This is a genomic window from Streptomyces sp. SM18, assembly GCF_002910775.2.
Lineage (GTDB): Bacteria > Actinomycetota > Actinomycetes > Streptomycetales > Streptomycetaceae > Streptomyces > Streptomyces halstedii.
In genome coordinates this window covers 5,984,216-6,009,949 of record NZ_CP029342.1, presented here as the reverse complement: position 1 = coordinate 6,009,949, position 25,734 = coordinate 5,984,216, and the positions used below count along the sequence as shown (strand labels likewise).

Sequence of the window (25,734 nt, the reverse complement as noted above, 5' to 3'; positions counted from 1 at the left end):
CAGGGGACCGATACTGCCAGAAGCATCCCGCCCCTTTCTGCCCCCTCATGCGGTGTTCCCCTTTCCCGCGAGCGCGCCGTTACCCATATTCGAGTGAGCAGCGAGCGGCGCCCACATGATCGGGGGGAGAGACGTCGTGGACTCGGAAGGTTGGGCACCCGTGCAGGATTTCCCGTGGGCCGGGACGGTCGAGCCGTCCTTCGCCGAGGTCGGCGACGCGTTCCTGGCGAATTTCGCCGCGGGCGCCGAGGTGGGGGCCGGCGTATGCGTGTACCACCGGGGCAGGCCGGTGGTCGATCTCAGGGGCGGCTTCGCCGACGAGGCACGTACGGACCCGTGGCGGCCGGACACCCTGGCCATCCTGGCCTCGCCCACCAAGGCGCTGGTCACGGGGGCGGCCCTGCTGCTCGTCGACCGTGGGGTACTGGACCTGGACACGCCGGTGGCCGACCACTGGCCGGAGTTCGCCGCCGAGGGCAAGGCCGGGATCACCCTGCGCATGGTGCTCAGCCACCGGTCCGGGGTTGTCTGCCTCGACCACGCCCCGCTGACCGAGGCATCGTTGCGGGCCCACACCCCGGTCGCCGAGGCGCTGGCCGCGGCCCGGCCCGAGTGGGAGCCGGACACCGCCCACGGCTACCACGCCACCACCATCGGGCATCTCGTGAGCGAGCTGGTCCGGCGCACGACGAGCCTCACCGTGGGCGCGTTCTTCGCCCGCGAGATCGCCGCCCCGCTCGGTCTTGACTGCTACATCGGGCTGCCGGATCCCGACGCCGCCCATCTGGCGACCATGCTGGAGTCCAAGGCGGAGGCGGTCATGGCCGGGGCCGACCCGGGAGACGAGATCGCCTTCCTGACCGCCCTGGGCGACCCGGCCTCGTTGAGCCACCGCGCAACCATCGGCAGCATGGCGCTGGATCTCGCGCCCGACCCCGTCACGGAGAACCCGTCGTACGACGGGCTGGCGAGCGCGCGTTCGCTCGCCCGGTTCCTCGCCTCGTTCGTCGGCGAGGTCGACGGGTTCCGGCTGACCAGCCGCGAGGTCGCCCGCGAGCTTCGCACGGTCCATTCCAGCGGCACCTGTCGTACGACGCTGCTGCCCACCACCTGGGGACTGGGGGTCATGTTGCCCGACGGTCCGCTGTTCCCGGCGTCCGCCGGCCTGGGCACCGCGTTCGGCCTCGGCGGCGCGAACGGCAACTTCACGTTCGCCGACCCGGAGCGGGACCTGGCCTTCGCGTACGTCCAGAACGCGGGATCCGCAGAGATCGGGCGCATGGACGAGAGGGCTTCCCGGCTCGTCGAGGCCGTTTACCGCAGCACCGGAGCCGGGGTCTGAAGGCCCGGCACAATTCTGCGCCGCCCGGCCCACCACCGGCCCCCTGTCGAATTCCAGAAGATTCCCCGTCAAACGCGCCGAAGGGTTTCGGACATGCGCATCCTTTTCACGGCCGCGCCCGGATACGGGCTCATGCTGCCGATCGTCCCGCTGGCCTGGGCGGCCAGAGCGGCCGGCCACGAGATCCTGCTCGCCACCACCGCCTACATGACCAAGGTCGCCGCCGAGTCGGGTCTGCTGGTCGCGGACGTCTTCCCGGAGCGGGACGTGGGCGAGGACCTGGTGGCAGGTGCGGCCGGCCGGCGACCGGAGGCCAGAGACACCCCGGAGGGGTACTGGGAACTGGTCGACGCGATGCGGCCGTTCGAGCTCTTCGTCCTGGCCATGACCGAGGGCACGGTCGCCGCGGGTCGTGCGTTCCGCCCCGATCTCGTCGTCCACTGCTCGGACCACGTCGCGGGCCGGCTCGCCGCGGTGGCGCTGGACACACCGGCACTTGAGGTCGGCAACCGGGTCTCCTGGTCGACGCGTGACGAGGGGTTCCGGCATGGCGGGAACCACGGCGCGCGCACCGGACTCGTGCCCGACGACTCCCCCGTGGTGACCGCCCTGCGCGCACGACTGGGGCTCGGCGACCGCGAACCCGAGCTGCTCGCTCGGATCGATCCGCGCGCCCCGAGCATGGGCGGCCTCGCCGGCGAGGAGCCGGACGCCGAGGACGGCGTCCCATGGCTGCCGATGCGGTACGTGCCGTACAACGGCGGTGCGACGCTGCCTTCCTGGGCCATGCTCCGGCCGGCCCGGCCGCGGATCTGTCTGACCCTCGGCACGATCGCCCCCCTGCTGCCGGGCGGTGGCGGTCTCGGCCCGTTGATCGAGGCGCTGTCCGGCCTGGACGCCGACGTCGTGCTCGCCGACAGCGAGACGGATCTAAGCCTGCTCGGCCCGCTGCCCGAGAACGTCCACCCGGCCGGGTTCGTCCCGCTGTCGGGGATCCTCCGGGACTGCTCGCTGGTCGTGCACCACGGCGGCTCGGGCACCACGGCGGCAGCCCTGCACCACGGGGTACCGCAACTCATCGTTCCCGAGGGCGCGGACAACGCGCTGTGCGCCCGGCGGGTCGTCGACCGCAAGGTCGGCCTCTCCCTCGCCCCCGGGACAGCGGACGTCCCTTCTCTGCGCGCCCTGGCCGAACGCCTGCTCGACGAGGAGGCGTTCGCCCGTACCGCCGCGGCGGTACGGGACGAGATGGCCGCCCAGCCGAGTCCGGCCGCGATCGTCGAGCGGGTCGTCGCGGACCTCGCCCGGCGGCCGGCCCGCCGTCCATGACCCACACCACCCGACCCGACCGCCGATCCCAGGGGATGCCATCCGTGGAGACTCCGACCGTGCCCGACACCGCTGACCTGTACCTGTCCCTGCTCAAGAGGATTCTCGTCAACGTCATCTATGAGGACCCCGCCATCCCCAACCCGCTGGTCAGCGGGGATGGCCACGACCGGGAGGCGCGCAACGCGGGGGTGGACTGGCCGAGCGTCGCGCACACCATGGTCGGGATGCCCCGGCTGGACAACGTCGAGATGTGCCTCAAGCAGGTCATCGCGGACGGCGTCCCCGGCGACTTCATCGAGACCGGTGTCTGGCGCGGCGGGGTGTGCGTCTTCGCCCGTGGGCTGCTCAAGGCGTACGGCGTCGCGGACCGCAAGGTCTGGGTCGCCGACTCCTTCGAGGGGATTCCCGAGGTGGGCGAGGGGAGCCACCCGCTGGACCGGGACCTGAACCTGCACGCGTTCAACGAGGTGCTCGGTGTCTCCGAGGAGACGGTGCGCGAGAACTTCCGCCGGTACGGGCTCCTCGACGACCAGGTGGAGTTCCTGCCCGGCTGGTTCCGCGACTCGCTGCCGGGCGCGCCGGTCGAACGGCTGGCCGTGCTGCGGCTCGACGGCGACCTCTACGAGTCGACCATGGACGCGCTGACCCACCTGTACCCGAAGCTCTCGGTGGGCGGATACGTCATCATCGACGACTACATGATCCCGTCCTGCAAGGAGGCGGTGCACGCGTTCCGGGCCAAGGAGGGCCTGGAGGCGGACCCGCTGGTGGAGATCGACGCGTACAGCGTCTACTGGCGCCGTACCTGCTGACCCGACGCCGCACGGCCCGTCCACCGGCGTGGACGGGCCGTGCGCGTAAGCCGCGCCGGAGGCCGGCGGTCAGGCGTGGCAGACGAGCGGGCCGCCGTTGTAGTCGATCATCTCCTGGAAGATCTCGCCCATGCGGTCGACCATCGCCTTGACGTCCGCCGCACCGCCGCGTGCCGCGTCGAGTTCCTCGACGTAGGCGCGGTGCAGGTTGGGGATGAGCCGGGCGGGTTCCGCCAGCTCCACGAACGGGCCGAGGTCGGCCTCGCGCGCCACGTCCTTCGGCGCGACGCCCGCGGCCACGCCCTGCCGGGCCAGGTCCTGCACCCAGCGCAGATAGTCCTCGGTCACGTCGAACACCTCCGGTCCGCAGACCGGACCGTGCCCGGTGACGACGGTGGTCGCCCCGAACTCACGGAGCCGGTCCAGGGTCCGCAGGGAGCCGGCGACCGAACCCAGCGGAAAGAACGGGGTGATACCGGACATGACGATGTCCCCGGTGAAGAGCACCCGTCGCTCCGGCACCCAGACAACGCTGTCATTTATGGAGTGGGCAGGGCCGGGATGCAGCAGCTCGGCGGTCAGCTCCCCCACGTGCAGCGTCATCGACTCCTCGTACGTGACCTGGGGCAGCGTTAGCTCGATGTCACCCCACACCACGTCCGGCCAGAGCTGGGTGAGATGGAGCCCGACATCGGCCATCTCCCGTCTGGTCCCGGTGTGCGCGAACACCGTCGCCTCGGGGAACACGAAGTTGCCGAAGGTGTGGTCGCCGTGGGAATGGGTGTTGATCAGCGCGAAGGGCGCGGCCCGGCCGTCCGTGACCACATGCGCCCGCAGTCGGCGGGCCCGGGCCTCGGTCGCCGCCGTGTCGATCAGCGCGACCGCGTTGCCGGAGGCGAGCACACCCGCGTTGTTGACACACCAACCGCCGCCGGGCTGGACATAGGCAAGCACACCGTCCGCCACCTCCGTCAGCTCGGGATCGGCAGCGGTCGTCTCTGATGTGGAAGGCACAAGACTCTCCTCGTCTCCTGGGATCTCGGCTTCTCGTCGTACTGTCCGTGTGGGTGTTCAGGCCGCACGGAAGTCCTGCAACGACACGTCCAAGGTGTTGGACAGCACCGCCTGGTGGAGCCTTTGCAGACGGCCGGAAGGCTCTACGCCCAGCTCTCGGATCAGGGTCCTGCGCAGCTGCTGGAAGGCCTGCAGCGCGCGCCAGCCGGCGCCGGAACGCTGGAAGGCGATCATCAGGAGGGCACTGAACGTCTCGTGCATCGGGTGCTGGGCGACGAGCCGGCAGAGCTCGGGGATCAGCACGCTGTTCTTGCCGAGGTGTAAGTCGGCCATGATCCGCTGCTCCTGCACGCGCATCCTGGCCTCCTCCATGCCGATCACCTCCATGGCCAGCACCCGGCCGCTCGGCACGTCCATGAGCGCGGGGCCGCGCCAGAGCGCGAGCGCCTCGTTCAGGTACACCGACGCGTCCCGGGGATTGTCGAGTTCGAGCGCGGCGTCACCGAGGAGCGCGAGCCGCTCGAACTCCCGGAGGTCGAACGCGGCGGGGGCCAATGTCAGCTGGTAACCGTTGAAGTGGGTCGCCAGCAGGTCCTTCGCGGACTGCTGTGACCCGTGAGGCAATGTCTCGGCGATCAGTCTGCGCAGCTGGAGGATGTAGGTCTGCAGGGTGGTCGACGCACTGCGCGGGATGGCGTCGCCCCAGAGTTCCTCCATCAGCGTGGAGACGGGCAGAATCCGGCCGCAGTGCAGAGAGAGGAGGGCGAGCAGCTGCCTCGGCTTTCCGGCCGTCGGCACGATCGATTTGCCATTCAGACGAATGGACATCGACCCTAGGACATTGATTTCCGCTGGATGTTGCATGAATCCCCGTCTTCAACGCGAACAAAGTATTCTCGACCGGGGCGCCCCGAGGCGCCGGATCTGGGTATCGAGGATGGTGCCGCCGGATTTACCAGATCTCTCTGGCATAGGTCCCGGCGGCGGCGTCGAACTGCAGCACGACGTGCGAGGCCATCGAGTGGATATCCCGCCAGTAACGCTGCATCGGGGCGGAGACCGAGTGGGCCCCGGTGCCCGCCGACCGAAACAGCCGGTCGGCGGCGGCGACGACGTGGTCCATCGCCAGCGCGCAGTCCCGCAGGTTCCGGGCCGTGAGCAGCGGGCTGAGCGGGCCGCCCTGATCGGCCACCCGCGCGGCACGCTCCAGCAGCAGTCCGGCGGCGTCGATCTCGCCCGAGGCGCGCGCGAGGACGACCTCGTACAATCCGCGGGCCGCCACCGGCGGGGGGGTCGGGCCGTCGAGCTTCCGTCCGACGAGCTCCCGCCACAGAGCCAGGAGTCCCTGGGCGGCGCCCCACGCGGGGGTGGCGAACGACAGGGCGTTCACCGCGCGCAGCGGAACCGTGTGGCAGGGGGCCGACGCATCGGCGAGGCGCCCCTCCAGGAGGTCGTCGCGGTCCATCGTCCGGTGCGTCGGTACGTGGACGCCCTCGACGATCAGGGAATGACTTCCGGTCGCGCGCATGCCGATGTCCGACCAGGTGTCCCGTACCGAGTACGCAGCGCGCGGTACGGCGAACACCATGGCCCGGGGCCCCTCCGGGGTCGGCACCATGCCGCACACCAGCGCCCAGTCCGAGTGGTCGACGGCACTGACGTAGGGCCAGGTGCCGGTCAGAAGCCAGCCGCCGGGGGCGGGTTCGGCGCGGCCGGCGGGGATGAGCGAGCCGACGACGAGCATGTCCGGGCCCGCGGCCCAGACCTCCCGGGTCCCCTCGGCGGGCAGGAACGCGGCCATCCGCGCGAGGTGGGCCGTGACCGAGGCGCACCAGGCGGTGGCCGGACAGGCCGCGCCGACCTCGGCGATCGCTCCGGTCAGCGCCGTGAACGTGCCGGCGGTGCCGCCGTGCTTCGCGGGCACGAAGTGGCTGGGGAAGCCGGCTGCGGTGACCGCGCGGACGACCTCGGTGGCGGGACGCCACCGACGTTCCGCCTCTTCGGCGTGGAGTACGGCCACTGCCACGACGTCCGCAGCGGCCGGCACGGCCTCTGTCCGCATGGAGAGAAGGCCTTCCATTGGTCTCCTTACTTTTGTTGGGGTAAGTCTGGAAGTAAGGCATGAGTAAATCCGGCTCGGTGGACCCTAATGCGCCATATACATCCTCGGGCGAATACCTGGAGCCCTTTCCTGCGACTTCCTTTACGAATGGATCACTTTACAGAAACATGACCGCTGATGCTGTTGCGTGACTCACATTGACATCACAAACAAGCCCTTGATAGGAGGCGCGCGAAGTGCACCAGTATTATTCGAGTCATACTCGAGCGAGAATGTGACCGAAAATCAACTTTGCGAATTCCTTTCTCACCTATAAGGTGCTCGCAAGCCTTCATGCCGTCGGCGACAAGATGTCGGCGGCGTTGAGGTGCCGTGGAAAAGCGAACCCTCTTGTGGCGTGCGGAGTGACTTCTCACCTGTCCTGTGCCCGCGAGGTGTGTACGCGTGTGGGTCAACGCCCTGTTCCACGGGACTGCATCCGAGAGGACGAAGTGACCGAGCAGCAAGCCCCAACGATGGACGATGTCCAGAACTTCCAACGACAGGTCATCGCCGAGTTCCGGGCCAACCGCGGAAAAGTCGGCGGCATGTTCGAGGGAGCCAGACTGGTCCTGCTGACCACCGTCGGCGCACGGAGCAGCCGACGCCGGACCAACCCCCTGGCCTATCTGGAGATCGACGGACAGCCCACCGTCATCGCCTCGGCGGCGGGCGCGCCCCACCACCCGGCCTGGTTCCACAACATCCGCAAGAACCCGATGGTGACCGTCGAGACGGGCACCGAGACGTACGAGGCCATCGCGGCCGTCCCGCCCGCCGAGGAGCGCGACAGGCTCTTCGCCAAGGTGCTCGAAGCAGAACCCGGCTTCGGCGACTACCAGGAGAAGACGACACGGCTCCTGCCGGTGGTCGTCCTGCACCGGATCGAGCCGGTACCGGGAGCCGATCGCGTCAAGGGCCTGGGCGACGAACTGGTCGAGATCCACGACTGGTTGCGCCAGGAGCTGGTCGAGCTCCGCCAGCAGGTGGACGAGGTCGTCGACGGCGCGGAGTCCGCGGAGGTACGACGGCCGACGCCGGACCTGGCGCGGGAACTGCGCACGCACTGCCTGAGCTTCTGCGAGGCGCTGAAGGTGCACCACAACGGAGAGGACGCCGGCGGCTTCCCCGTACTCGCGAAGTGGTTCCCGGGACTCGCGCCGACCCTGGCCGAGCTCACCGAGGAGCACAAGAAGGTGGCGCGGCTCCACGATGAGATCCAGCGGCTCGTAGACGGCTACACGCCCGGCGTGAGCGATCCTCACGAGCTCCGGAACAGGCTCGAAGACCTGGCCACCGAGCTGGAGGCCCACTTCGAGTGGGAGGAACAGACGGTCGTCGCGGCCCTCAACGCCATGGGCCCGGCGCCCGAGCGCCGCTGACGACGCGCCGGCGGGCGGCCCGTTCGAGCCGCCCGCCGGTCGGGGTAGTCACTCCCCCGGTCAGAACATCTGGTCGTGCGTCACCGTGCGCGAGCGGGTCAACACCCGGCCCTCCTCCCGAACGAGAACATCGTGCACGACACAGCTCGGGGTGATCTCCGGCTTGCCGCCCGGCCGGACCGTGACCACCAGCGCGTACACGGTCGAGTCGATGGCACCGTCCTCCCGTGGTGTCAGGGCCACATGGTTGAACCAGTGGCGCCGGCGAACCGGGTCGTCGTCGAACCGCTTGTGGAACCTGACCAGCTCCGCCACGATTCCCGCCCGGCCCACCGCGGGATCGGCCTGAGGCGAGTGCTGGAACGTGCCGCTCGGGGTGAACGTGGCGGCGTAGTCCTCGAAGCGGCCGCCGTCCAGCGCCTGCATCTGGTGCGCGTAGAACTGGGTCACCTCCGTGTAGAGGTCGGTCGATACGTGGGTGGTGCCGGTCATCGGGTCCTCCGGGCGGCTCGGTGTGCGCTTCCTCCCGTTCACGCTGCCGGTCCCCGCTCGAAGGCCGCTCGACCGCTTCGGCTCATGCCGTGGTCCAGCCGGATTCTAGCCCGCGTCGCCAGAGTCGCCGACGTCCACTTCACAGTGAAACTGGAGGAACCATGCCTGAGGCGAACAAGCCCGTAGCCCTGATCACGGGAGCTAGCAGCGGTATCGGGCTGGAGATCGCGACCCGTCTGGCCGGGCTGGGAGCACGGGTCTACCTGTGCGCGCGCAAGGGCGACGAGCTGGCCGACCGCGTCCGGGAACTCCGGGAGCGAGGCTACGACGCGGACGGCAGCGTCTGCGACGTCGCGGACCACGATCAGATCCGGTCGTTCGTGGCCGCGGCCGTGGAGCGCTACGGGCCGGTGGACATCCTGGTCAACAACGCCGGCCGCAGCGGTGGCGGCGCCACGGCCGAGATCCCGGACGAACTGTGGCTCGACGTCATCAACACCAACCTCAACAGCGTCTTCGTCATGACGAAGGAGGTCCTGAATACCGGCGGCATGCTCGCGCGCGGCCGCGGCCGCATCGTCAACATCGCCTCGACCGGCGGCAAGCAGGGCGTGGTCCACGCCGCCCCGTACTCCGCCTCCAAGCACGGCGTCGTCGGCTTCACCAAGGCCCTCGGCCTCGAACTGGCCGCCACCGGCATCACCGTGAACGCGGTGTGCCCCGGCTTCGTCGAGACCCCGATGGCCGCGCGCGTACGCGAGCACTACGCCGCCATCTGGGACGTGAGCACGGACGAGGCCTTCGACCGCATCACCACGCGAGTGCCGCTGAAGCGGTACGTGGAGACGCGCGAGGTAGCGGCGATGGTCGAGTACCTGGTCGGTGACGACGCCGCCGCGGTCACCGCGCAGGCGCTCAACGTCTGCGGCGGACTGGGCAACTACTGATGAACACACCGCACTCCGCCCCGGTCGCGCTGGTCACAGGCTCCTCCTCGGGCATAGGGGAGGCGGTGGCCGGCCGGCTGGCCGCCGCCGGATACCGCCTGGTGATCAACTCCGCCCGTTCCGTCGAGAACGGGCGGAAGGTGGCGGCCGCCCTGCCCGACGCGGTCTACGTACGGGCCGACATCTCCGTGGAGGAGCAGGCCCGGCACCTGGTCGCGCGGACCGTCGAGGAGTACGGCCGGCTCGACGTCCTGGTCAACAACGCCGGGATGACCCGGCCGGTACCACACGCCGACCTCGAGGGAGCCACCCCGGAGCTCTGGCGAGACGTCTTCGCGCTGAACGTCTTCGGCACCTGGCAGACCACCGTGGCCGCAATGCCCCATCTCAGGGCGCACGGGAACGGCGCGGTGGTCAACGTCTCGTCCGTCGCGGGCAGCCGCCCCGCCGGCAGTTCGATCCCGTACGCCGTCAGCAAGGCCGCCATCGAGCACATGACCCGTCTGCTGGCCAAAGTGTGCGGCCCGGAGGTACGGGTGAACGCCGTGGCACCAGGTCTGGTCGAGACCCCCTGGACACGGGACGAACCCTTCTTCGCCCCTATCGCGGACATGGTCCGGCAGACCACACCGCTGCGCCGCGTCGGCACGCCGCAGGACATCGCCCAGGCGGTCCTGGAACTGGTCGGGTCCACGTACACGACCGGACAGGTGCTGCTGGTCGACGGCGGCGCCCACCTCATCTGAACGACGGCCCTGCCGAGGAGTTGGCATGCGACTTGCCGCAAACCTGACCTACGAGGGGGCGGGCGACCTGGCTCGCGCCGCAGAACGGCTGGGCTACGCCATGGTCCTGGCCCCCGAGGGCTACCGCTCGGACGCCGCCAGTGTGCTGGGCCTGGTCGCCGGGCAGACCTCGACGATCGCCCTGGCCTCGGGCGTGATGCAGATCCCCGGCCGTCCGCCGGGGATGGCGGCGCTCACGGCCGCCACACTCGACGCGCTCAGCGGCGGTCGGTTCCGGCTGGGGCTCGGCGTCTCCAACCCCGATGTGTCGCAGGGCTGGTACGGCGTGCCCTTCGGCGCGCCGCTGGCCCGCACCCGTGAGTACGTCGAGATCGTGCGGCGGGCGCTGACGGGCGATCCGGTGACGTTCGAGGGCAGGCACTTCCGGCTGTCCGCCGAGGGCAGCGGGGCGCCGCTGCACCTGCTCACCGAACCGCCCGGCCGCCGCGTCCCCGTCTACCTGGCGGCGGTGGGCCCCCGCGCGCTACGGCTCGCGGGAGAGATCGCCGACGGCTGGATCGGGGTGTTCACCTCGCCGGAGGCGGTCGCCGACGCCCTGGTCGAGATCCGGGGCGGCCGCCGGTCGGCGGGTCTGGACATGAGCGGCTTCGAGGTGCTGCCCAGCCTGCCCACCGCGATCGCCGACGATCCGGACACGGCGGTGGACGCCTTGCGCGGACAGTACGTGTACCTGCTGGGCATCGGTGACCTCGAGCGGAACTTCTACTGCGCGCTGGCGCGCCGGATGGGGTTCGGGGACGAGATCACCGTCATGCGGGAGCGGCTCGCGGCCGGCGACCGGGCCGGGGCGGCCGCCGCGGTGCCGCCGGACCTCATCGACCGCACGGCCCTGGTCGGACCGGTTCCCAGGATCGCCGAGCGGATGCGCGCATACGCGGACGCCGGTGTCACCACGCTCGGCGTGATGGTGTCGGCGGCGGCCACGTCCCTGGACGGCCGGCTGGAGATCCTCGCCGCCGCCGCCGAGGCGCTGGAACTCTCCGGCACGGCCGGCTGACGGGTCCCGGCGCCGGCGGACCGCGGGCGCCGGGACCCGGCTCACGGTCGGCCGACGACGGTCCGGGCGTGCTCGGCGGCCCTCGTCAGCGTGGCCAGACTGTTGCGGCCGAAAGCCTCCCGTACGTACGCGCGGCCGTCGGCGACCGTGGCGCCCGCGCCGAGGACCGTCTCCAGGCCGTCCGGGTCGAGTGCCACCGTGTGCCGGGCGGTGGCGACCGGCCCGTCCGGCCCGTCGGAGAACGTCCACAGGCCGCTGTGGCCCGCCAGCAGCGCCGGCGTCACCCGCTGCTTGTACGCGATCCACTCCGGGTCCCGGCAGACCCGCACCGACCGGGTGGTGTGCCGCGACCCGTCGGCCGTGACCGTGTCCATTTCCAGGTCCTGGATTCCAGGGGCGTCCTCGGTGAGCCGCACGCGTTCCACATGCGGCAGTCGCTCCGCCCAAAGCTCGGCACGGCGGACGAACCCGTACGCCTCGGCGGCCGGTCCGGTGTGTTCCAGCCGGTCGGTGAAGGAGAAGACCAGGTCCGCCACGGGGTACCCCCGCCCGGCGACCCGGGCGAGCGCCGCCAATTCCGCCTCGCTGTTCCGGTCCAGCGCCGCGTTGACCCAGGCGACCGCCTCCGGATCGTCGTCGACGACCGTGAAGTCGTGCAGGAGGACGGCCTCGGTGTCGCCGCCGGGCAGTTCCCGCAGGGTCCACTCGCCTTCCATCGACGCGACCGGCGGACGGCTGTGGTCCTGTCGGAAGGTGACCCGCAGCCCCGCCGGATCCAGGGTGCGGCAGGACGTCCACCGGCTGATTCCGTCGCCGACGGTCGCCCAGATCTCGAAGCGCTCGGCGCGTTCGCCGCGCTCCAGATGACGGACGTGCACCGTGGGGCCGAACACCGCCGGCCACAGGGTCACGTCCGCGATCACGGCGTACAGCTGCGCCGCGGGCGCGGAAACGACCAGCCGGTGCTCGGCGCGATGCCGCTTCAGTGCTGACAAGGGTGCTCCTCCGGTTGGTGATGAGCCGCGCGGCTCAGCTCGCGTTCGCAGACACGCTGTTGACCAGGTCGAGCAGCTCGCGGGGGGTCCGGGTCTCCGCGACCGCCTCCTCGGACAGCTCCACGCCGAACTCGCGCTCGATGGCGGCCACGCTCTCCATGAAGGCCAGCGAGTCGACGCCCAGATCCGCGAATACGGTGTCGGCGGCGCGGTCGTCCAGTTCGGCGACCTCCTCCTCGCCGGCACTGGCCACGAGAATTCGCCTCAAATCGCCGAAGTTCATGATCGACACAGTGTTCTCCCTATTGCTGAGGAATCGAGCGGTCGGTGGTTCGCCCTGGTCACGACGACGGCCGAGTTGAAGCCGTGCCTGCCCCGCGCCAGGACCAGCGCGGCACCGACCGGCAGGGAGCGGGGCTCGTGCAGCACGAGATCGAGGCCGTACGCGTCGGGCACGCGCGTGGTGTGCGGGGTCATGGGGACCACACCGTCCCGGATGGACAGCAGCGCGGTCACGACGTCCATCGGGCCGCCCCCCGCGTGCAGTCGACCGGTGAGGGCCTTGGGAGCGGTGACCGGGACACTCCGCGGGCCGAAGATCCCGGCGATGGCCTGGGCCTCGGCCAGGTCACGCTCCGGCAGACCGGACGCGTCGGCGAACACCACGTCGATGTCGCCCGGTGTCAGGCCCGCGTCGGCCAGCGCCAGTTCCGCCGCCCGGCGCAGGCCTGGCGGACGCCCGGACCCCGGCGGCGGGTCGAAGGTCGAGGCATGGCCGGCGATCCGGCCGTAGATCCGGGGCGCGCCACGCTCCGCGGCGGACCGCTCGTCCTCCAGGACGAGGAGGGCACCGCCCTCGCCGGGGACGTGACCGGAGGCGTCCACGTCGAAGGGCAGGTAGGCGCGGGTCGGATCGGGGACCGTGCTGATCCCGCCCCCGGCCAGCTGGGAGGCCCAGCCCCACGGGTCGAGGGCCGAGTCCACCCCTCCGGCCACCATGAGCGCGGTGCCGCGCCGTACCGCCCTGCGGGCGTTGCCGAGGGCGTCGAGCCCGCCCGCCTGCCCGGCGACCACGGCCGATCCCGGTCCGCGCATGACGTTGCGGATCGAGATCTGCCCGGTGTTCACGGCGTAGAACCAGGCGAAGGACTCGTAGACACTGACGAATTTCGGCCCCTGCGTCCACAGCTTCCGGAACTCCCGGTGCGTGAAGTCGAAGCCGCCCTGGGCGGTGGAGGTGGCCACCCCCATGTCGTAGTCGGCGAGTTCCTCCGGAGCGGTTCCCAGACCGGCGTCGGCCAGCCCCCAGTCGGTGGCGACGAGGGCGTACCGGGTGGAGATGTCGGTCTGCGCGAGCAGCCGGCCGGGCAGGTGTTCGGCGGCGTCGAAGTCCTCGATCTGTCCGGCCAGCCGGGCGGGATACGACGTGCTGTCGAACCTGGTCAGCTCGCCGATGCCGTGCCGGCCCGCTAGGACCGACTTCCAGTACGTGTCGATGCCCAGGCCGTTCGGGGCCGCCACCCCGAGGCCGGTGACCACGACCGCCGTCATGCCGTCAGCTCCGGGGTGTGCAGCACCATCGCGCTCTGGAAGCCGCCGAACCCGCTGCCCACCGTGAGCACGCTGTCCACCCGCTGCTCCCGGGCGGTCAGCGGTACGTAGTCCAGGTCGCATTCGGGGTCCGGAGTGTGCAGGTTCGCTGTGGGGGGCACCACGCCGTGCTCGATGGCCAGCAGCGACGCGGCGATCTCGATCGAGCCGATCGCGCCCAGCGAGTGCCCCACCATCGACTTGATCGAGCTGACCGGGACATCGTAGGCGTGCGGTCCGAGCGCGCGCTTGAAGGCCGCCGTCTCGTGGCGGTCGTTCTGCTTCGTGCCGGAGCCGTGCGCGTTGACGTAGTCCACCGCGGTGCGGTCGAGACGTGCCAGGTCCAGTGCCGTCCGAATGGCCTCCGCCATCTCACGTCCGTCCTTCTTCAATCCGGTCATGTGGTACGCGTTGCAGCGCGTCGCGTATCCGCCGATCTCGGCGTAGACGTGCGCGCCGCGGGCCCGGGCGGACTCGTATTCCTCCAGGACGAACACGGCGGCGCCCTCGGCGAGCACGAAACCGTTGCGCGTGCCGTCGAAAGGCCGGGAGGCGTGCTCAGGGTCGTCGTTGCGGTTGGAGGTCGCCTTGATCGCGTCGAAGCAGGCCACGACGATCGGTGAGATCGGGGCGTCGGTGGCGCCCGCGACGGCCACGTCGATCGTGCCCTCTTGGATGAGCTGAGCGGCGTGTCCGACCGCGTCGATGCCGGAGGTGCAGCCGTCGGAGACCATGGTCACCGGGCCCTCGGCGCCTATCTCCCAGGCGAGTTCGGCCGGCATCACGCCGGGACTGAGGTAGTCGGCCATGTACGGGGACAGGTGCGCCGGGTCGACCTCCCACTCCCGGCCCGCGTCGGAGAGGACGAGGTACTCCTGCTCCAGGCTGGTGGCGGAGGCGACGGCGGTGCCCAGGCTCACCCCGATCCGGTGCGGATCGAGCTCACCGGGTGCGAGGCCGCTGTCGGCGACGGCGTCACGGGCGCAGGCGACCGCGAACTGCGTGGCCCGGTCCATCCGGCGGACCTGACGTGGCGTGAGTCCCTCGGCCACGGGGTCGAAGGCGACTTCCCCGGCGATCCGGGAGCGGAACGGAGAAGCGTCGAAGAGGGAGATCGGACGTGTGGCCGTCCGTCCCGCGGTCAGCAGCTCCCAGAACTCCTTTGTGCCGTTTCCGTCCGGGGCGCGGACCCCGATCCCGGTGACGACCACACGGCGCGTCACGGCCGGCCCCCCGGGCAGGCCCTCCGGAGACGAGCACTCCGGTCCTTGGAGATCATCTCAGCGTGTTCCTTTCGCCTGCGCCGCTCGGGCTGCGCTACCCCCGCGGGGAGTGGCCCCCCGGGACGCCCAGGCTGCGGCGCACGGCTCAAGCGACGGTTGAAGCCGGATAGGGCACTGCGGGGCGACCGCCGGAGCACCGTGGTGCGGACCTGCGATGAGGCCGGACTTGAGCCGTTCTCAGGCGGACAGGACCAGAGTGCCGCTCATGGAGATGATGAACAGACAAGCGATAGAACGCGCGCACGCGATGAGAGCCGGGCAGCCCCTGGCCGACCGGGCGACCGTGCGGGGCTCGGGTCCGGACGTTCGGCGACGGCGCCTGCTCGGCATCGGAACCGCTCTCGGCGCCGCCGTGCTGGCCGGCGGGCGACCAGCCGCCGCGCAGACCGAGCGGCGGCGCACGGAGGACTGGCCCACGACCCTGCACCTGCCGGACGGGTTCCATCCGGCGGGCATCGGAATCGGGCCCGCCCCGTACGCGTACTTCGGCTCCCTGCTCGGCGGGGACGTCTACCGCGTCCGGCTGGCCACCGGCGACGGGACGCTGATTCACCCCGGCTTCGGCGAAGGACACTACGCTGCCGGCCTCCGGGTCGACGACCGCCAGCGGCTGTTCATCGCGGGAGGCTGGGGACGGACGATCACCGTCATGGACGGGGTCACCGGGCGTGTGCTCCGGACGTACGACGTCGGGGTCGCCGACACCTTCGTCGACCACGTCGTCCTGACCCCCCGCATGGTGTGGTGCACCGACGCCTTCGCCGGACAGCTCTACGGACTTCCCCTCGGCCCCGACGGCGAGCTGCCGCCACGGGACGGGGTGGTGACGCTGCCGCTGTCCGACGAATGGGAGCAGGGGCCGCTGGACGGACTCACGGCAACGGGCATCGCGGCCACGCCGGACCGCAGGGCGCTGCTGGTGGTCAACATCCACGCCCGAGGAGGAAGCCTGTTCCGGGTGGATCCCGCGACGGTCCGGGCGCGGAAGGTCGACCTCGGAGAGGCCCGGCTGCGCACGACCAACGGCATCCTCGTGCACGGGAGCACCCTCTACGCACCGACGGTCTCCGACCTCGCCGTCATCCGCCTGGACCGCACCGGGCACTCCGGCCGCCTGGTGCGTACGGTCACCGACCCCCGTTTCGACACCCCCGTCGCGGCCGACGTGTACGGGAACCGGCTCTACATCACCAACGCCCGCTTCCCTCTCCCACCGACTCCGCAGACGCCATACAACGCCATGGCGATCCCCATCCCTCGCTAGGACCCGTCTGACTCCCGGGTGCTGAGGTTTACCGGAATCCGGAACCGACCGTCCCCTCCAGCCGTCACGCCGGCCCAGACGAACTCAGGCGCGTGGCACTGAGCCTTTTCCAACCTGCTGGCTTGGCGCGGCCCGCCAGAAGCGCGAGACCATGCCCCCAAGTCAGGCCAGGACCCAAGCCGAAGCATGGATCGGCTGGGCGACAGCACGCGTGGGGCGCCTCGGCTCGCTGAACACACCGTCCCGGCTGCCCGACATCCCCGAACCACGAGCCGACGATCTCAGGCCCTTTCTCGGGCACTGGAGCCCATACGGCCCCTGACTCAACATGGGCCGGACCCCCACCTAGCTCACGGAATGTCACTACCGAGAAGCGGGTGGGGCCGGGCCAGCCAACAGCTCAGCAGCCAGCGCCTCAGCCACCTCGAGATGTCTACAGCTGAGGGCTCCACTCCGTGGTCACCAAGTCTGCATGACGACCCATTAGAATGCGCGCCGTCCGTGCGTCAAACGTGCGTCACGTGCGTCAGATATGCGTCAAGATAACGCACCTAGCGCACGTAACGCCCATAATGCACACTCGGCAAACTTGCAGGTCAGCGGCCCCTCTCGGCAGGCTCAAGGATCGCCACGCACTCCACATGATGCGTCATCGAAAAGATGTCGACCTGAGCACCTAATGGAAAAGCCTAGGTCAGAGACCATTTCTCAGCTGGTCCTGCGTGAGGCGGCTCGGAGCGTCAAACGAGCGTCATGGCCGACAGCCGGTGAACAGGCCGCCCAAGGCATGTCACCCATCGGGTCCACCCCGCCGGCTCCGACCGCCGGCCCTCCCTGTCATCCCCCGCACCATCTGTCCGACCAACATCATTGAGCCCTGCCCGCCGGGCGACAACACCCCGTACCCGTGCGGAGTGACCTCTCGACCACAGACACCAACGGCTTCGCGCTGTACCGAGAGAGCCCCATCACCGGCCCGGCCTCCGCTTGGACGAGAGTTGCGCCACGACGGTGGGTGACCGCGGAGAGCAGGCGCCTGTGAGTAGCGGCCAGATGGGGCCGATCCCTTCAGCACCTTGCCGTCGACGGTGGTTGCTCGGCGCGTCCGACCCTGTCCCCAGCCGCCTCGCGCCGGCCCATGGGGTAGGCACCGACCGCCCGGCCGAGGGCGTGACCAACGACAGTTGACAGCACCCGGCCGCCCACGGCCCGCGAAGCCACAGCGCCGCTCGAAGCTCCGGTCGACAGCAGGCAAGGCCCGCGAACGAGGCGCACCTTTCACTCCCCCGCCGGCCGCCACAACCACGCCGGCCTCCGGACAGAAACCCAGGCTTGGCTGACAGCTCTCCGGGTGTTCAACTACCACCTCCAGGACAGGACGGCGTGTTCACGCCAATCACCCACCACGGGGCGCCTGGTTGCCCACGTGACCAAGGGACACCCCGGGCACCGTTCGGCGCTGCACGTCGGAATCCAGCCCCATCCCACGTCGTGCGTTAGTTCGATCCATTTTTGGATCAAGCATCACCCCGACTCTTTTCACGACTTACTCACGGGTGATGCACTGTGCGCACACAAGCGCGAAGAATCCTCACCACACTCCTGGCTCTGGCTCTCCTGGCCGTCGCAGGAGTCGTCCCCTCCTGGGCATCCCCCGGAGGCCAACAGACCTCTTTACCCCCGTCGGCTGCCATAAGGACGGCCGCCGCCAGAACCGCTTCGGACCTCCCGAAGCCGCCCAAGGCCATGACGCTGGCCGAGAGACGCCAGCAGGTGAAGCGGGTCCGGGGCGAGCTGTCGCCCATGCACAGCTACATCGACCCGCGCGCGGAAAAGCCGTCCGGCACACCGCGCCCCCGCCCCACCGAACCAGCCGACCGAGGCCCGGCCGCCAACAGATCGGCGACTCCGTTCGGCGCGCAGGCAACGGGGAATCCCTCGTGGGTCAGCGCGTACGCCACTGCTTACCCGGCGATGTTGTCGATCGGCGGGCAACTGCAGTTGCCGACGGGCACGACGGCTTCCTCGGTGTCCGGGATGTGGCTCTACGTCCGCGACGAGGCGGGGAACTTCGTCCTCCAACAGGAGATCAAGCGCTCCACCGGCGATCCTTCGGGCCGTTATCTCGACAACGGCGCCTGGTGCTACGGCTGGTGGCCAGGCAACGCCTACCCCGCCGACCAGTGCTTCTGGTGGAGCGGCAGCACGCTCGGGGGGCATCTCGATGACGGCAAGAAGTACTACGCCTGGATCTTCCTCACCGGCACGGACGGGTCTTCGAGTCCGGGCGGAACCACCTCCCCCCTGGTGGAAGCCTTCTACACGCCCGACATTCCCGGAGCGCAGGCGGGCATCTGCACCTGCTACGCGCAGGCCCACCGTGCCGACCCCGTCAACACGGCGACCGGCATGTTCTTCGAACAGCTCACCGACGCTTCCCTGGTCGGCCCAGGTGTGCCCCTTGCCCTGGAGCGGACGTACCGTTCCGACTCGGCCACAGCGGGCCTGCTGGGCCGCGGCTGGGCGACACCGTTCGACTCGAAGCTCACAGTCGCGACGGGAAGGGCCACCTACCGGGCGGACGACGGGGCGTCGTTCGTGTTCACGCAGAACAGCGACGGGACATACAGAGCCCCGGCCGGGTCGGCGGCCAATCTGGTCAAGGGCACCCATGACTACACCCTGACCACGCCCGACCACACCAAGCGGACCTTCACCAGCGGTGGTCAGCTCACCTCCGTCGTGGACAAGGCAGGAAAGGGGCTGAACCTGACGTACGCGTCCGGCACACTCGCCTCCGTCAAGGACGCCGCCGGACGCACGACGACCTTCACGGCCGGCGCCGACGGGCTGCTGACCAACGTGGCCCTGCCGGACACGACATCGGTGTCCTACGGCTACACCGGTGGTCTGCTGACCTCGGTGACCGACCCCGCCGGGAAGGCCTCTTCCTACACGTATGACGCAAACAAGCGGCTGTCGTCCTACACCGACCCCGCAGGCGGCAAGGTCAGCAACACCTACGACACCGCCGGCCGGATCAAGACCCAGACCGACCAGAACACCAAGACGACCACCTTCACCTGGGATGGCAGCCGCGAGTCCCACACCACGGCGCCCGACGGCGGCGTGTGGACCGACGTGTACTCCGGCAACGTCCTCATGTCGACCATCGACCCGTACGGCAAGAGCATCACCTACGACTACGACCGCAATCTGCGGCCCGTGGGCATCACCGACCAGCGCGGCAACACCACGTCGATGACATACGACAGCGCCGGCCGGATGCTGACGCGCAGTTCGCCCTCAGGGCTCGGCTACAAGGAGATCTGGACCTACGACACGTCGGGCAACATCACCAGCCACACCGACGGCCGCGGCAACAAGACCACTTATGCATACAACACGTCCAACCAGCTGACGACGGCCACCGACCCGCTCGGCAACACCACCGCCTACACGTACACGACGCTCGGCGCCGTCCATACCGTGAAGACGCCACGGGGCAAGGTCACCACCTACGGCTACGACACGGCCGGGAACCGGACGTCGGTGACCACGCCCCTGGGTGAGAAGGCGACGTTCACCTACGACGCGGCCGGGCGGATCCTGACCAAGACGGACCCGCGCGGCAACGTCACCAACGCCGACCCAGCCGCCTACACCACGACGTACGCCTACGACGGGCGAGGGCTGCTCAGCTCGGCCACCGACCCGCTGGACCGCACCACGACCTACACCTACAACGGCGCGGAACAGCTCCTCACCGCGAAGAACCCTGAGGGCGACACCACGGCATTCGCCTACGACGATGCCGGGCACCTGATCCGGACGACGGACGCGGCGGGCAATTTCGTCACCCGCACCTACAGCGCCGCCGGACACCTCGCCTCCGAGACGGACGCCGCCGGCAACAAGACCACCTACACCTACGACAAGGTGGGACGCCTGCTCACCAGCGTCTCCCCGCGCGGCAACATCACAGGCAACGACCCGGCCGCCTATACCACGAGTTACGCCTACGACGCCGCAGGCAACAGCACCAAGGTCACCGGTCCCACCGGCGCGTTCACCACCACGACCTACGACGCGATCAACAGGCCGCTGGTGAACACCGACCAACTGGGTCACACCACCGCCTATACGTACGACGCCAACGACAACGTCACCAAGGTCACCGACGCCGCGGGCGAGACGACCCTCTCCGTCTACGACAAGAACAACCAGCTGACCAGCAGCACCAACCAGCTGAGCAAGACCAGCACCTACACCTACGACGCCGATGGGAACCTGCTCAGCAGCACCTCACCCATGGGCAACAAGGAGAGCTGGACCTACGACGACGACGGCCGCCAGGCCACGGCCGTCGACCCGCGAGGCAACGTCACCGGCGCCTCCCCCGCCCAGTACACCACCACGTACGACTACGACCCGTCGGGCAATCCGACCGCCGTCACCGACCCACTCGGCAACGTGACCAGAACCGAATACGACGCCGCCGGTAACGTCACCCGGAGCACCGACGCCGACCAGCGCGCCACCACCTACCACTACGACACACTCGACCAGCTGACCACCGTCACCGCCCCCGGCGGCGCGGCCACCGCCTACGGCTATGACGCGGTCGGCAACGTCACCGGCCGGACCGACGCCAACAACCACGTCACCACCTACGGTTACGACGCCGCGCACCGCCTGACGTCGGTCACCGACCCCCTGGACCGGGCGACGACCTACGCGTACGACGCGGACAGCAACCCGGTCGAAGTGACGACGCCCCGCGGCTCCACCACCCGGACGTACGACGTCCGCGGCCTGGTCACCAAGATCGACTACTCGGACACCACGCCGGACGTCACCCTCGGCTACGACGACGCCGGACAGATGACCGCCCGCGCCAACGCGAAGATCACCGAGGACTTCGTCTACAACGCGGTCGGCGACCTCACCAAGACCCGCGGCTTCGCCTACACCTACGACGCCGCCGGGCAGATGCTCACCCGCAAGTACTCCGACGGCAACACCATCGGCTACACCTACGACAACGACGGCCGCACCGCCACCATGACGGCCGACGGCGCCACCACGACCTACACCTCTGACCCGGCGGGCAACCTCACCAAGACGGCACTGCCCAACACGGAGACCGAGGAACGCGCCTACGACCGGGCGGGCCGCGTCACCGCCGTCACCTCCGCCAAGGCGGGCACGACAGTCACCAAGACCGCCCTGACCCTCTCGGCGGCCGGCCTGCCCACCCACGTCGACGTCACCCGGGCCGGAGTCGGCACCGGCGGCTACGACCAGACCTACGACACCGCAGGCCGCCTCACCTCCGGCTGCTACCCCCAGCCCTGGATCACCGGCTGCGCCGCCACCCGCACCACGTCCTACACCTACGACAAGGTCGGCAACCGCCTGACCTCCACCCTCGGCACCACGTCCACCAGCTACGCCTACGACGACGCCGACCAGCTCGCCTCCACCACCGCCGGGGCCACCACCACCGCATACGAGTACGACGCGGAAGGCAACCAGACAAAGGCCGGCGCCGACACCTTCACCTACGACCTGGCCGGACAGATCTCCGCCGCCACCGTCTCGGACGCCAACTACACCTACGACCACGACGCGACCGGCAATCAGGTCGCCACGCTCCAGGACGGCGCGGTCACCAGCCGCACCCAGTGGGACCCCAACGCCCCCCTGCCGATCCTCGCAACCGAGTACGACAGCGCCTGGGCCGTCAAACAGTCCTACCGCTACGACCCCCTCGGCCAGCCCGCGGCCACCAGAACCGGTGCAGGTGCGGTCTTCTACTACCACCACGACACCCAGGGCTCCCCGCTCGACGTCACCAGCAGCACCGGCACCCTCCACCAGCGCTGGGCCTACGACCCCTACGGCACCCGCGTCCTGGGAACCGTCACCGGCGGCGCCCCCTCAAGCACCCCCACCTACACCGGCGCCCGCTACGAGACCACCACCGGCAACATCGACCTCCACGCCCGCCAGTACACCCCGGCCACCGGGCGCTTCACCAGCACCGACCCGGCAGCCCGAAGCGCCTCGACCCCCTATGTGTCCCCGTACGCCTACGCAGACAACCAGCCCACCCTCCTGACCGACCCCAGCGGTCTCACCCCCGAAGACCCCAACAGCCCAGGCGCGGTCCTCGGCGACTTCGGCTCGGGCTTCCTCCAAGGGCTGAAGGCACCCTTCCAGTTCCTCGGAGACGCCTACGACGCCGTCACCGGCCAGAACGGCGGCGCCGGCGCCTTCCTCGACAAGTACCTCCCCGTCCGCCCCGCCTACCGCCTCTACCGCGCCGAATACATGCTCCGCCAACAAGGTTGCGACGCACTCGCCGACCTCTACGCCGAAGCAGCCGACGAACTCACCCAACAGCTCGCCGTCACCGGACTCGCAGGACTGACCGGGTGGCGGCGAAGTGTGTACGAGACCGAGACGTCCATCATGAAATCTGGGGGTCTGGGGCCGAAGCGCGGCACACTCGACCTCAGTGCGAAGGCGTTCAACGACGCCGAAGGGCGCATCGCCGAACTCCTCGTGTCCGAGGGCAAGAACGTGAAGGCACTCAAGGAGTCGACCGTGCCGGGAGTGAGGACCGCCGACTCCGAAGTGAACGGGGTGCCGACGGAGTTCAAGAGCTTGATTCCGGGAGCCGCCGCAAACACGGTGAAGAACCAGTTGAACTCGGCGAAGGGCCAGGCCAGGCATGCCATCATCGACGCACGCGCGAGCGGACTGAGTGAGTCAGCAGCACAAGAGGGGCTGGGTAAGTTCCTGCGCAACAATCCGCCCGGACGGATGGACTACATCCGCATCGTCGGCGACGGCTATGACATCACCTACCCCTGAGGGAGCTGAACTGTGACCTCCCACCACAGCATCTTCATCCACCCCGGTCACCCTGTGGAAGCCCTCCTCGCGGACGTGGCACTGGCTTGTGGCGGGAGGCTGCGGCGAGCCGTGAACGTGCCCGCGGATTACGTCGTAAGCCTGAGCGACGCAACACTTGAACTAGAAATGGAGCATGAGTACGAGGAGGACAAGGGCATCCCGTTCGAGCGCTACCAAGTCGTTCTGACTGTACGGGAATCCAACAGCTCGATGGAGCGGGAAGCAGTCATCTCCCGACAGATCTTCCACGAACTCGCGACTCTGCGACGGTACTGGCTGGCTCTCGTCTTCGACCTCCAGACAGTCATCGACACGGCTGCTCCGCCTGGACAGGGAGCATTCCCCTCTGCCAGAAGAGAATAACGGGTGCGGGGATGGACGGCAGTGCATTGCCGTCCATCCCCGCAGAGGGAAATCGTCGTACTCACCAGCACCCGTCCTGCCGCTGGTTACCAACCAGCGGCAGGAATCCCTGCCCGCCCGGGAACCACTCTTTGACCGACCTCAACTGTCTGCACCGCGGGACCCGAAAGCCCCGAGACCGGCCCGGGAAGACCTCGGCAACGGCTCAGGGCAAAGGCCCATGTGGAGCCCAGAGAACGGTCGTGGGCTGCAAGGACCCCTGGGACTTTTCTGGGACTTTCGCCAGCATCAACGTGCACGCGCAGGTGACATCTGAAAGATGATCGACGCAGGTCGACGCTGTACAACCGCGCATCGTCGCAGGTCATGGAAGTGCGCGGTGTCTTCCGGGACATCTGACCGGCGAGTGCCGCCGCACCCCGCCTGACCGGCTGTTCGGCGGGGCAGAGAGGGGTGCGGCGGCGTCTCTGGGAGTAAGAGGTCATCTCATTTGGCCCAGTTAGGGTGTCCTCCGGGTTCGACTCACACGGCATCGCTGCAAGTCGACCCGTGAAGGGACGGAGTAGGGACATGATTGACAGTGATGGCCTCGCTGGCCTGAGCCGCTTGTTGCCGCCCCCGGCCAGAGCAGGGGCAATGGTGCACTGGGAGGCTGTGCAAACGGCCTGGAGACTCGTGTTCCCGCCAGACTTCAAGGCGTTCCTCGCGCAATACGGGGATGTCCTGTCGGATCTGGATCTCAGTGTGTTGGTTCCTTCGACCGTCACTCTGTGACGAACCGGGAGCCCCGAAAGGCGGCATGGGGTTCATCACCGCAGACGCTCGAGCTACGTGGATGGACACCAAACCCAACGACATCGATACAGCAGTCGGGGACCTGGTGGCCTGGGGAGCGGATGGTGGTGGTGACCTGTACTGCTGGCTTACCCAAGGTGCACCGGAGGACTGGCCAGTGGTCCTCTTCAGCCACGGCGACGACACCTGGACGCGCTTCGACTACGGCATGTCGCAGTTCCTTTATAGGATGTTGAGCGCAGATGGCGGGGCCAAGGCCATGCAGGACTCTGCTCTGTGGGGCGCGGGCTTGCACGGGCGCTGACGTTGCCTGGGCTGGCTCATCTGGTGAGTCGGCGATAGCAGATGAGGGTGCAGGCGATGCTGGTGAAGGCGAGGAAGTGGTCGGCCTTGCGTTCGTAGCGTCGGTGGAGGCGGCGGCAGCCGGCGAGCCAGGCCATGGTGCGTTCCACGGTCCAGCGGTGGCGGCCCGGCCGTTGGGAGGACTCGACTCCCTTGCGGGCGATGCGGTGGGTGATGCCGCGTTCGCGTAACCATCGCCGCAGGTGGGCGTAGTCGTAGCCCTTGTCGGCGTGGAGCTTGCCGGGCTTGCGCCGTCGGCGGCCGCGGCGGGAGCAGATCAGTGGGATGCCCTTCACGAGCGGCATGAGGGCCTGGCTGTCGTGCAGGTTGGCCCCGGAAATTCCGATGGATATGGGCAGACCTGATCGTTCCGTGATCAGGTGGATCTTCGAGCCGTACTTGCCCCGGTCGACAGGATTCGGACCTGTCAGGTCCCCCTTTTCGGGGCCCGTATGTTCACCGAGTCGATCGCGCAACGCGACTAGTCCAGCTTCGCCCACACCCTGGCCTTCGACCACACCGAGAACCGCCGGTGGGCAGTTGCTCCGGACGGGCCGAACGACGCCGAGGGTATCTGCTGCCGGGTACAACCCGACGTGGCCACGAAGACGATCGCCGCCAGCACTTCCTGGTCACCGTGACGACGCCGACCACCGCGCTGCGGCCGCGACGGCGCCTCCGGTACCACCCGCTGGAAAACTCCCACAGCTCGTCCGGCACCAGCCGCTCAACGATCCCCGCCATGACTCACACTCACAGAATACCGAGTCTCCCAAATGAGATGACCTCTAACTCCGGGGCTGCGGGCCCGCGGTGGGCCGCGGCGCGGGGTACGCCACAGTCAGGGAATTGGTCGTTGCCCGGCGGGATGACAAGTCAATCCGGTGGGCCCGGTCCCCGCCTCCACCCGCTGGTAGGCCGGGGGGCGGTGGCTTCTCACAGGCAGCATTTCG

The 25,734-nt window shown here is 69.2% G+C and carries 19 protein-coding genes and 1 pseudogene; 11 read left to right on the top strand and 9 right to left on the bottom strand.

Features of this window, described 5'->3' with window-relative positions; genetic code table 11:
- Positions 1-160: 160 nt before the first annotated feature.
- From B9S64_RS26790 to B9S64_RS26780, 3 genes are all read left to right on the top strand, one after another.
- A complete protein-coding gene (locus B9S64_RS26790) occupies positions 161-1,342 on the top strand; it encodes a serine hydrolase domain-containing protein (RefSeq protein WP_258038061.1) in 1,182 nt (393 codons plus the stop codon).
- Positions 1,343-1,435: 93 nt separating this feature from the next.
- Positions 1,436-2,671, top strand: coding sequence for a nucleotide disphospho-sugar-binding domain-containing protein (locus B9S64_RS26785; RefSeq protein WP_181012457.1), 1,236 nt, complete (start codon positions 1,436-1,438; stop codon positions 2,669-2,671).
- A gap of 59 nt (positions 2,672-2,730) precedes the next feature.
- Positions 2,731-3,486: a TylF/MycF family methyltransferase gene (locus B9S64_RS26780; protein WP_258038060.1), complete on the top strand. Its 756-nt coding sequence runs from the start codon at positions 2,731-2,733 to the stop codon at positions 3,484-3,486.
- Between the two features lie 69 nt (positions 3,487-3,555).
- Here the strand turns inward: B9S64_RS26780 and B9S64_RS26775 are convergent, their stop codons facing one another.
- The 3 genes from B9S64_RS26775 to B9S64_RS26765 form a co-directional block, all read right to left on the bottom strand.
- On the bottom strand, positions 3,556-4,500 hold the full coding sequence (locus B9S64_RS26775; protein WP_181012456.1) for an MBL fold metallo-hydrolase: 945 nt from the start codon (positions 4,498-4,500) through the stop codon (positions 3,556-3,558).
- Positions 4,501-4,557: 57 nt separating this feature from the next.
- Positions 4,558-5,328: an AfsR/SARP family transcriptional regulator gene (locus B9S64_RS26770; protein WP_258038059.1), complete on the bottom strand. Its 771-nt coding sequence runs from the start codon at positions 5,326-5,328 to the stop codon at positions 4,558-4,560.
- Positions 5,329-5,452: 124 nt separating this feature from the next.
- Complete coding sequence (locus tag B9S64_RS26765; protein WP_219818815.1) at positions 5,453-6,580, bottom strand: acyl-CoA dehydrogenase family protein; 1,128 nt, start codon at positions 6,578-6,580, stop codon at positions 5,453-5,455.
- Positions 6,581-7,077: 497 nt separating this feature from the next.
- Between B9S64_RS26765 and B9S64_RS26760 the strand changes: the two genes are divergently transcribed.
- Complete coding sequence (locus B9S64_RS26760) at positions 7,078-7,983, top strand: nitroreductase/quinone reductase family protein (protein ID WP_103493684.1); 906 nt, start codon at positions 7,078-7,080, stop codon at positions 7,981-7,983.
- Positions 7,984-8,043: 60 nt separating this feature from the next.
- On the opposite strand, the gene B9S64_RS26755 is transcribed toward B9S64_RS26760, so the two are convergent.
- The gene (locus tag B9S64_RS26755; protein WP_103493683.1) at positions 8,044-8,475 is read right to left on the bottom strand and encodes a nuclear transport factor 2 family protein; all 432 of its coding nucleotides are present in this window, start codon (positions 8,473-8,475) and stop codon (positions 8,044-8,046) included.
- A 161-nt stretch (positions 8,476-8,636) separates the two neighbouring features.
- Here B9S64_RS26755 and B9S64_RS26750 point away from each other — a divergent pair, with 161 nt between their 5' ends.
- From B9S64_RS26750 to B9S64_RS26740, 3 genes are read left to right on the top strand one after another with little or no spacing between them, the layout of a single operon-like run.
- The gene (locus B9S64_RS26750; protein ID WP_103493682.1) at positions 8,637-9,422 is read left to right on the top strand and encodes an SDR family NAD(P)-dependent oxidoreductase; all 786 of its coding nucleotides are present in this window, start codon (positions 8,637-8,639) and stop codon (positions 9,420-9,422) included.
- A complete protein-coding gene (locus B9S64_RS26745) occupies positions 9,422-10,168 on the top strand; it encodes an SDR family NAD(P)-dependent oxidoreductase (protein WP_103493681.1) in 747 nt (248 codons plus the stop codon). The genes B9S64_RS26750 and B9S64_RS26745 overlap by 1 nt, the downstream gene beginning before the upstream one ends.
- Before the next feature lie 25 nt (positions 10,169-10,193).
- The gene (locus tag B9S64_RS26740; RefSeq protein WP_103493680.1) at positions 10,194-11,225 is read left to right on the top strand and encodes an LLM class flavin-dependent oxidoreductase; all 1,032 of its coding nucleotides are present in this window, start codon (positions 10,194-10,196) and stop codon (positions 11,223-11,225) included.
- Positions 11,226-11,266: 41 nt separating this feature from the next.
- Here the strand turns inward: B9S64_RS26740 and B9S64_RS26735 are convergent, their stop codons facing one another.
- The 4 genes from B9S64_RS26735 to B9S64_RS26720 are packed head-to-tail and all read right to left on the bottom strand — an operon-like array spanning position 11,267 to position 15,033.
- Entirely contained in the window at positions 11,267-12,220 is a 954-nt protein-coding gene (locus B9S64_RS26735) for an aromatase/cyclase (protein ID WP_103493679.1), read from the bottom strand.
- A 34-nt stretch (positions 12,221-12,254) separates the two neighbouring features.
- The gene (locus B9S64_RS26730) at positions 12,255-12,503 is read right to left on the bottom strand and encodes an acyl carrier protein (RefSeq protein WP_103493718.1); all 249 of its coding nucleotides are present in this window, start codon (positions 12,501-12,503) and stop codon (positions 12,255-12,257) included.
- The gene (locus B9S64_RS26725; protein ID WP_103493678.1) at positions 12,500-13,771 is read right to left on the bottom strand and encodes a ketosynthase chain-length factor; all 1,272 of its coding nucleotides are present in this window, start codon (positions 13,769-13,771) and stop codon (positions 12,500-12,502) included. The genes B9S64_RS26730 and B9S64_RS26725 overlap by 4 nt, the downstream gene beginning before the upstream one ends.
- Positions 13,768-15,033 (bottom strand): beta-ketoacyl synthase, encoded by a 1,266-nt coding sequence (locus B9S64_RS26720; RefSeq protein WP_103493677.1) that lies wholly within the window; start codon positions 15,031-15,033, stop codon positions 13,768-13,770. The genes B9S64_RS26725 and B9S64_RS26720 overlap by 4 nt, the downstream gene beginning before the upstream one ends.
- Positions 15,034-15,307: 274 nt before the next feature.
- On the opposite strand from B9S64_RS26720, the gene B9S64_RS26715 reads away from it, so the two are divergent.
- The 4 genes from B9S64_RS26715 (at position 15,308) to B9S64_RS34230 (ending at position 24,743) form a co-directional block, all read left to right on the top strand.
- Entirely contained in the window at positions 15,308-16,357 is a 1,050-nt protein-coding gene (locus B9S64_RS26715; RefSeq protein WP_258317584.1) for a superoxide dismutase, read from the top strand.
- A 1,746-nt stretch (positions 16,358-18,103) separates the two neighbouring features.
- Positions 18,104-23,239 carry a DUF6531 domain-containing protein gene (locus B9S64_RS26710; RefSeq protein ID WP_181012455.1) on the top strand — a complete coding sequence of 1,712 codons (5,136 nt, stop codon included), beginning with the start codon at positions 18,104-18,106 and terminating at the stop codon, positions 23,237-23,239.
- Between the two features lie 12 nt (positions 23,240-23,251).
- The gene (locus B9S64_RS26705; protein WP_103493675.1) at positions 23,252-23,644 is read left to right on the top strand and encodes a hypothetical protein; all 393 of its coding nucleotides are present in this window, start codon (positions 23,252-23,254) and stop codon (positions 23,642-23,644) included.
- Positions 23,645-24,479: 835 nt separating this feature from the next.
- Entirely contained in the window at positions 24,480-24,743 is a 264-nt protein-coding gene (locus B9S64_RS34230) for an SMI1/KNR4 family protein (RefSeq protein WP_146060190.1), read from the top strand.
- Positions 24,744-24,759: 16 nt separating this feature from the next.
- Here B9S64_RS34230 and B9S64_RS26695 read toward each other — a convergent pair.
- Positions 24,760-25,525 (bottom strand): annotated as a pseudogene (locus B9S64_RS26695) (IS5 family transposase).
- Positions 25,526-25,734: the final 209 nt, after the last annotated feature.

Bases quoted from the DNA above. Each gene is read 5' to 3' on its own strand.
- B9S64_RS26770 (WP_258038059.1), bottom strand. From the start codon at position 5,328: ATGTCCATTCGTCTGAATGGCAAATCGATCGTGCCGACGGCCGGAAAG.
- B9S64_RS26750 (WP_103493682.1), top strand. From the start codon at position 8,637: ATGCCTGAGGCGAACAAGCCCGTAGCCCTGATCACGGGAGCTAGCAGC.
- B9S64_RS34230 (WP_146060190.1), top strand. From the start codon at position 24,480: ATGGACACCAAACCCAACGACATCGATACAGCAGTCGGGGACCTGGTG.
- B9S64_RS26710 (WP_181012455.1), top strand. From the start codon at position 18,104: ATGACGCTGGCCGAGAGACGCCAGCAGGTGAAGCGGGTCCGGGGCGAG.
- B9S64_RS26730 (WP_103493718.1), bottom strand. From the start codon at position 12,503: ATGAACTTCGGCGATTTGAGGCGAATTCTCGTGGCCAGTGCCGGCGAG.
- B9S64_RS26760 (WP_103493684.1), top strand. From the start codon at position 7,078: ATGGACGATGTCCAGAACTTCCAACGACAGGTCATCGCCGAGTTCCGG.
- B9S64_RS26765 (WP_219818815.1), bottom strand. From the start codon at position 6,580: ATGGAAGGCCTTCTCTCCATGCGGACAGAGGCCGTGCCGGCCGCTGCG.
- B9S64_RS26740 (WP_103493680.1), top strand. From the start codon at position 10,194: ATGCGACTTGCCGCAAACCTGACCTACGAGGGGGCGGGCGACCTGGCT.
- B9S64_RS26725 (WP_103493678.1), bottom strand. From the start codon at position 13,771: ATGACGGCGGTCGTGGTCACCGGCCTCGGGGTGGCGGCCCCGAACGGC.
- B9S64_RS26785 (WP_181012457.1), top strand. From the start codon at position 1,436: ATGCGCATCCTTTTCACGGCCGCGCCCGGATACGGGCTCATGCTGCCG.
- B9S64_RS26745 (WP_103493681.1), top strand. From the start codon at position 9,422: ATGAACACACCGCACTCCGCCCCGGTCGCGCTGGTCACAGGCTCCTCC.
- B9S64_RS26755 (WP_103493683.1), bottom strand. From the start codon at position 8,475: ATGACCGGCACCACCCACGTATCGACCGACCTCTACACGGAGGTGACC.
- B9S64_RS26715 (WP_258317584.1), top strand. From the start codon at position 15,308: ATGAACAGACAAGCGATAGAACGCGCGCACGCGATGAGAGCCGGGCAG.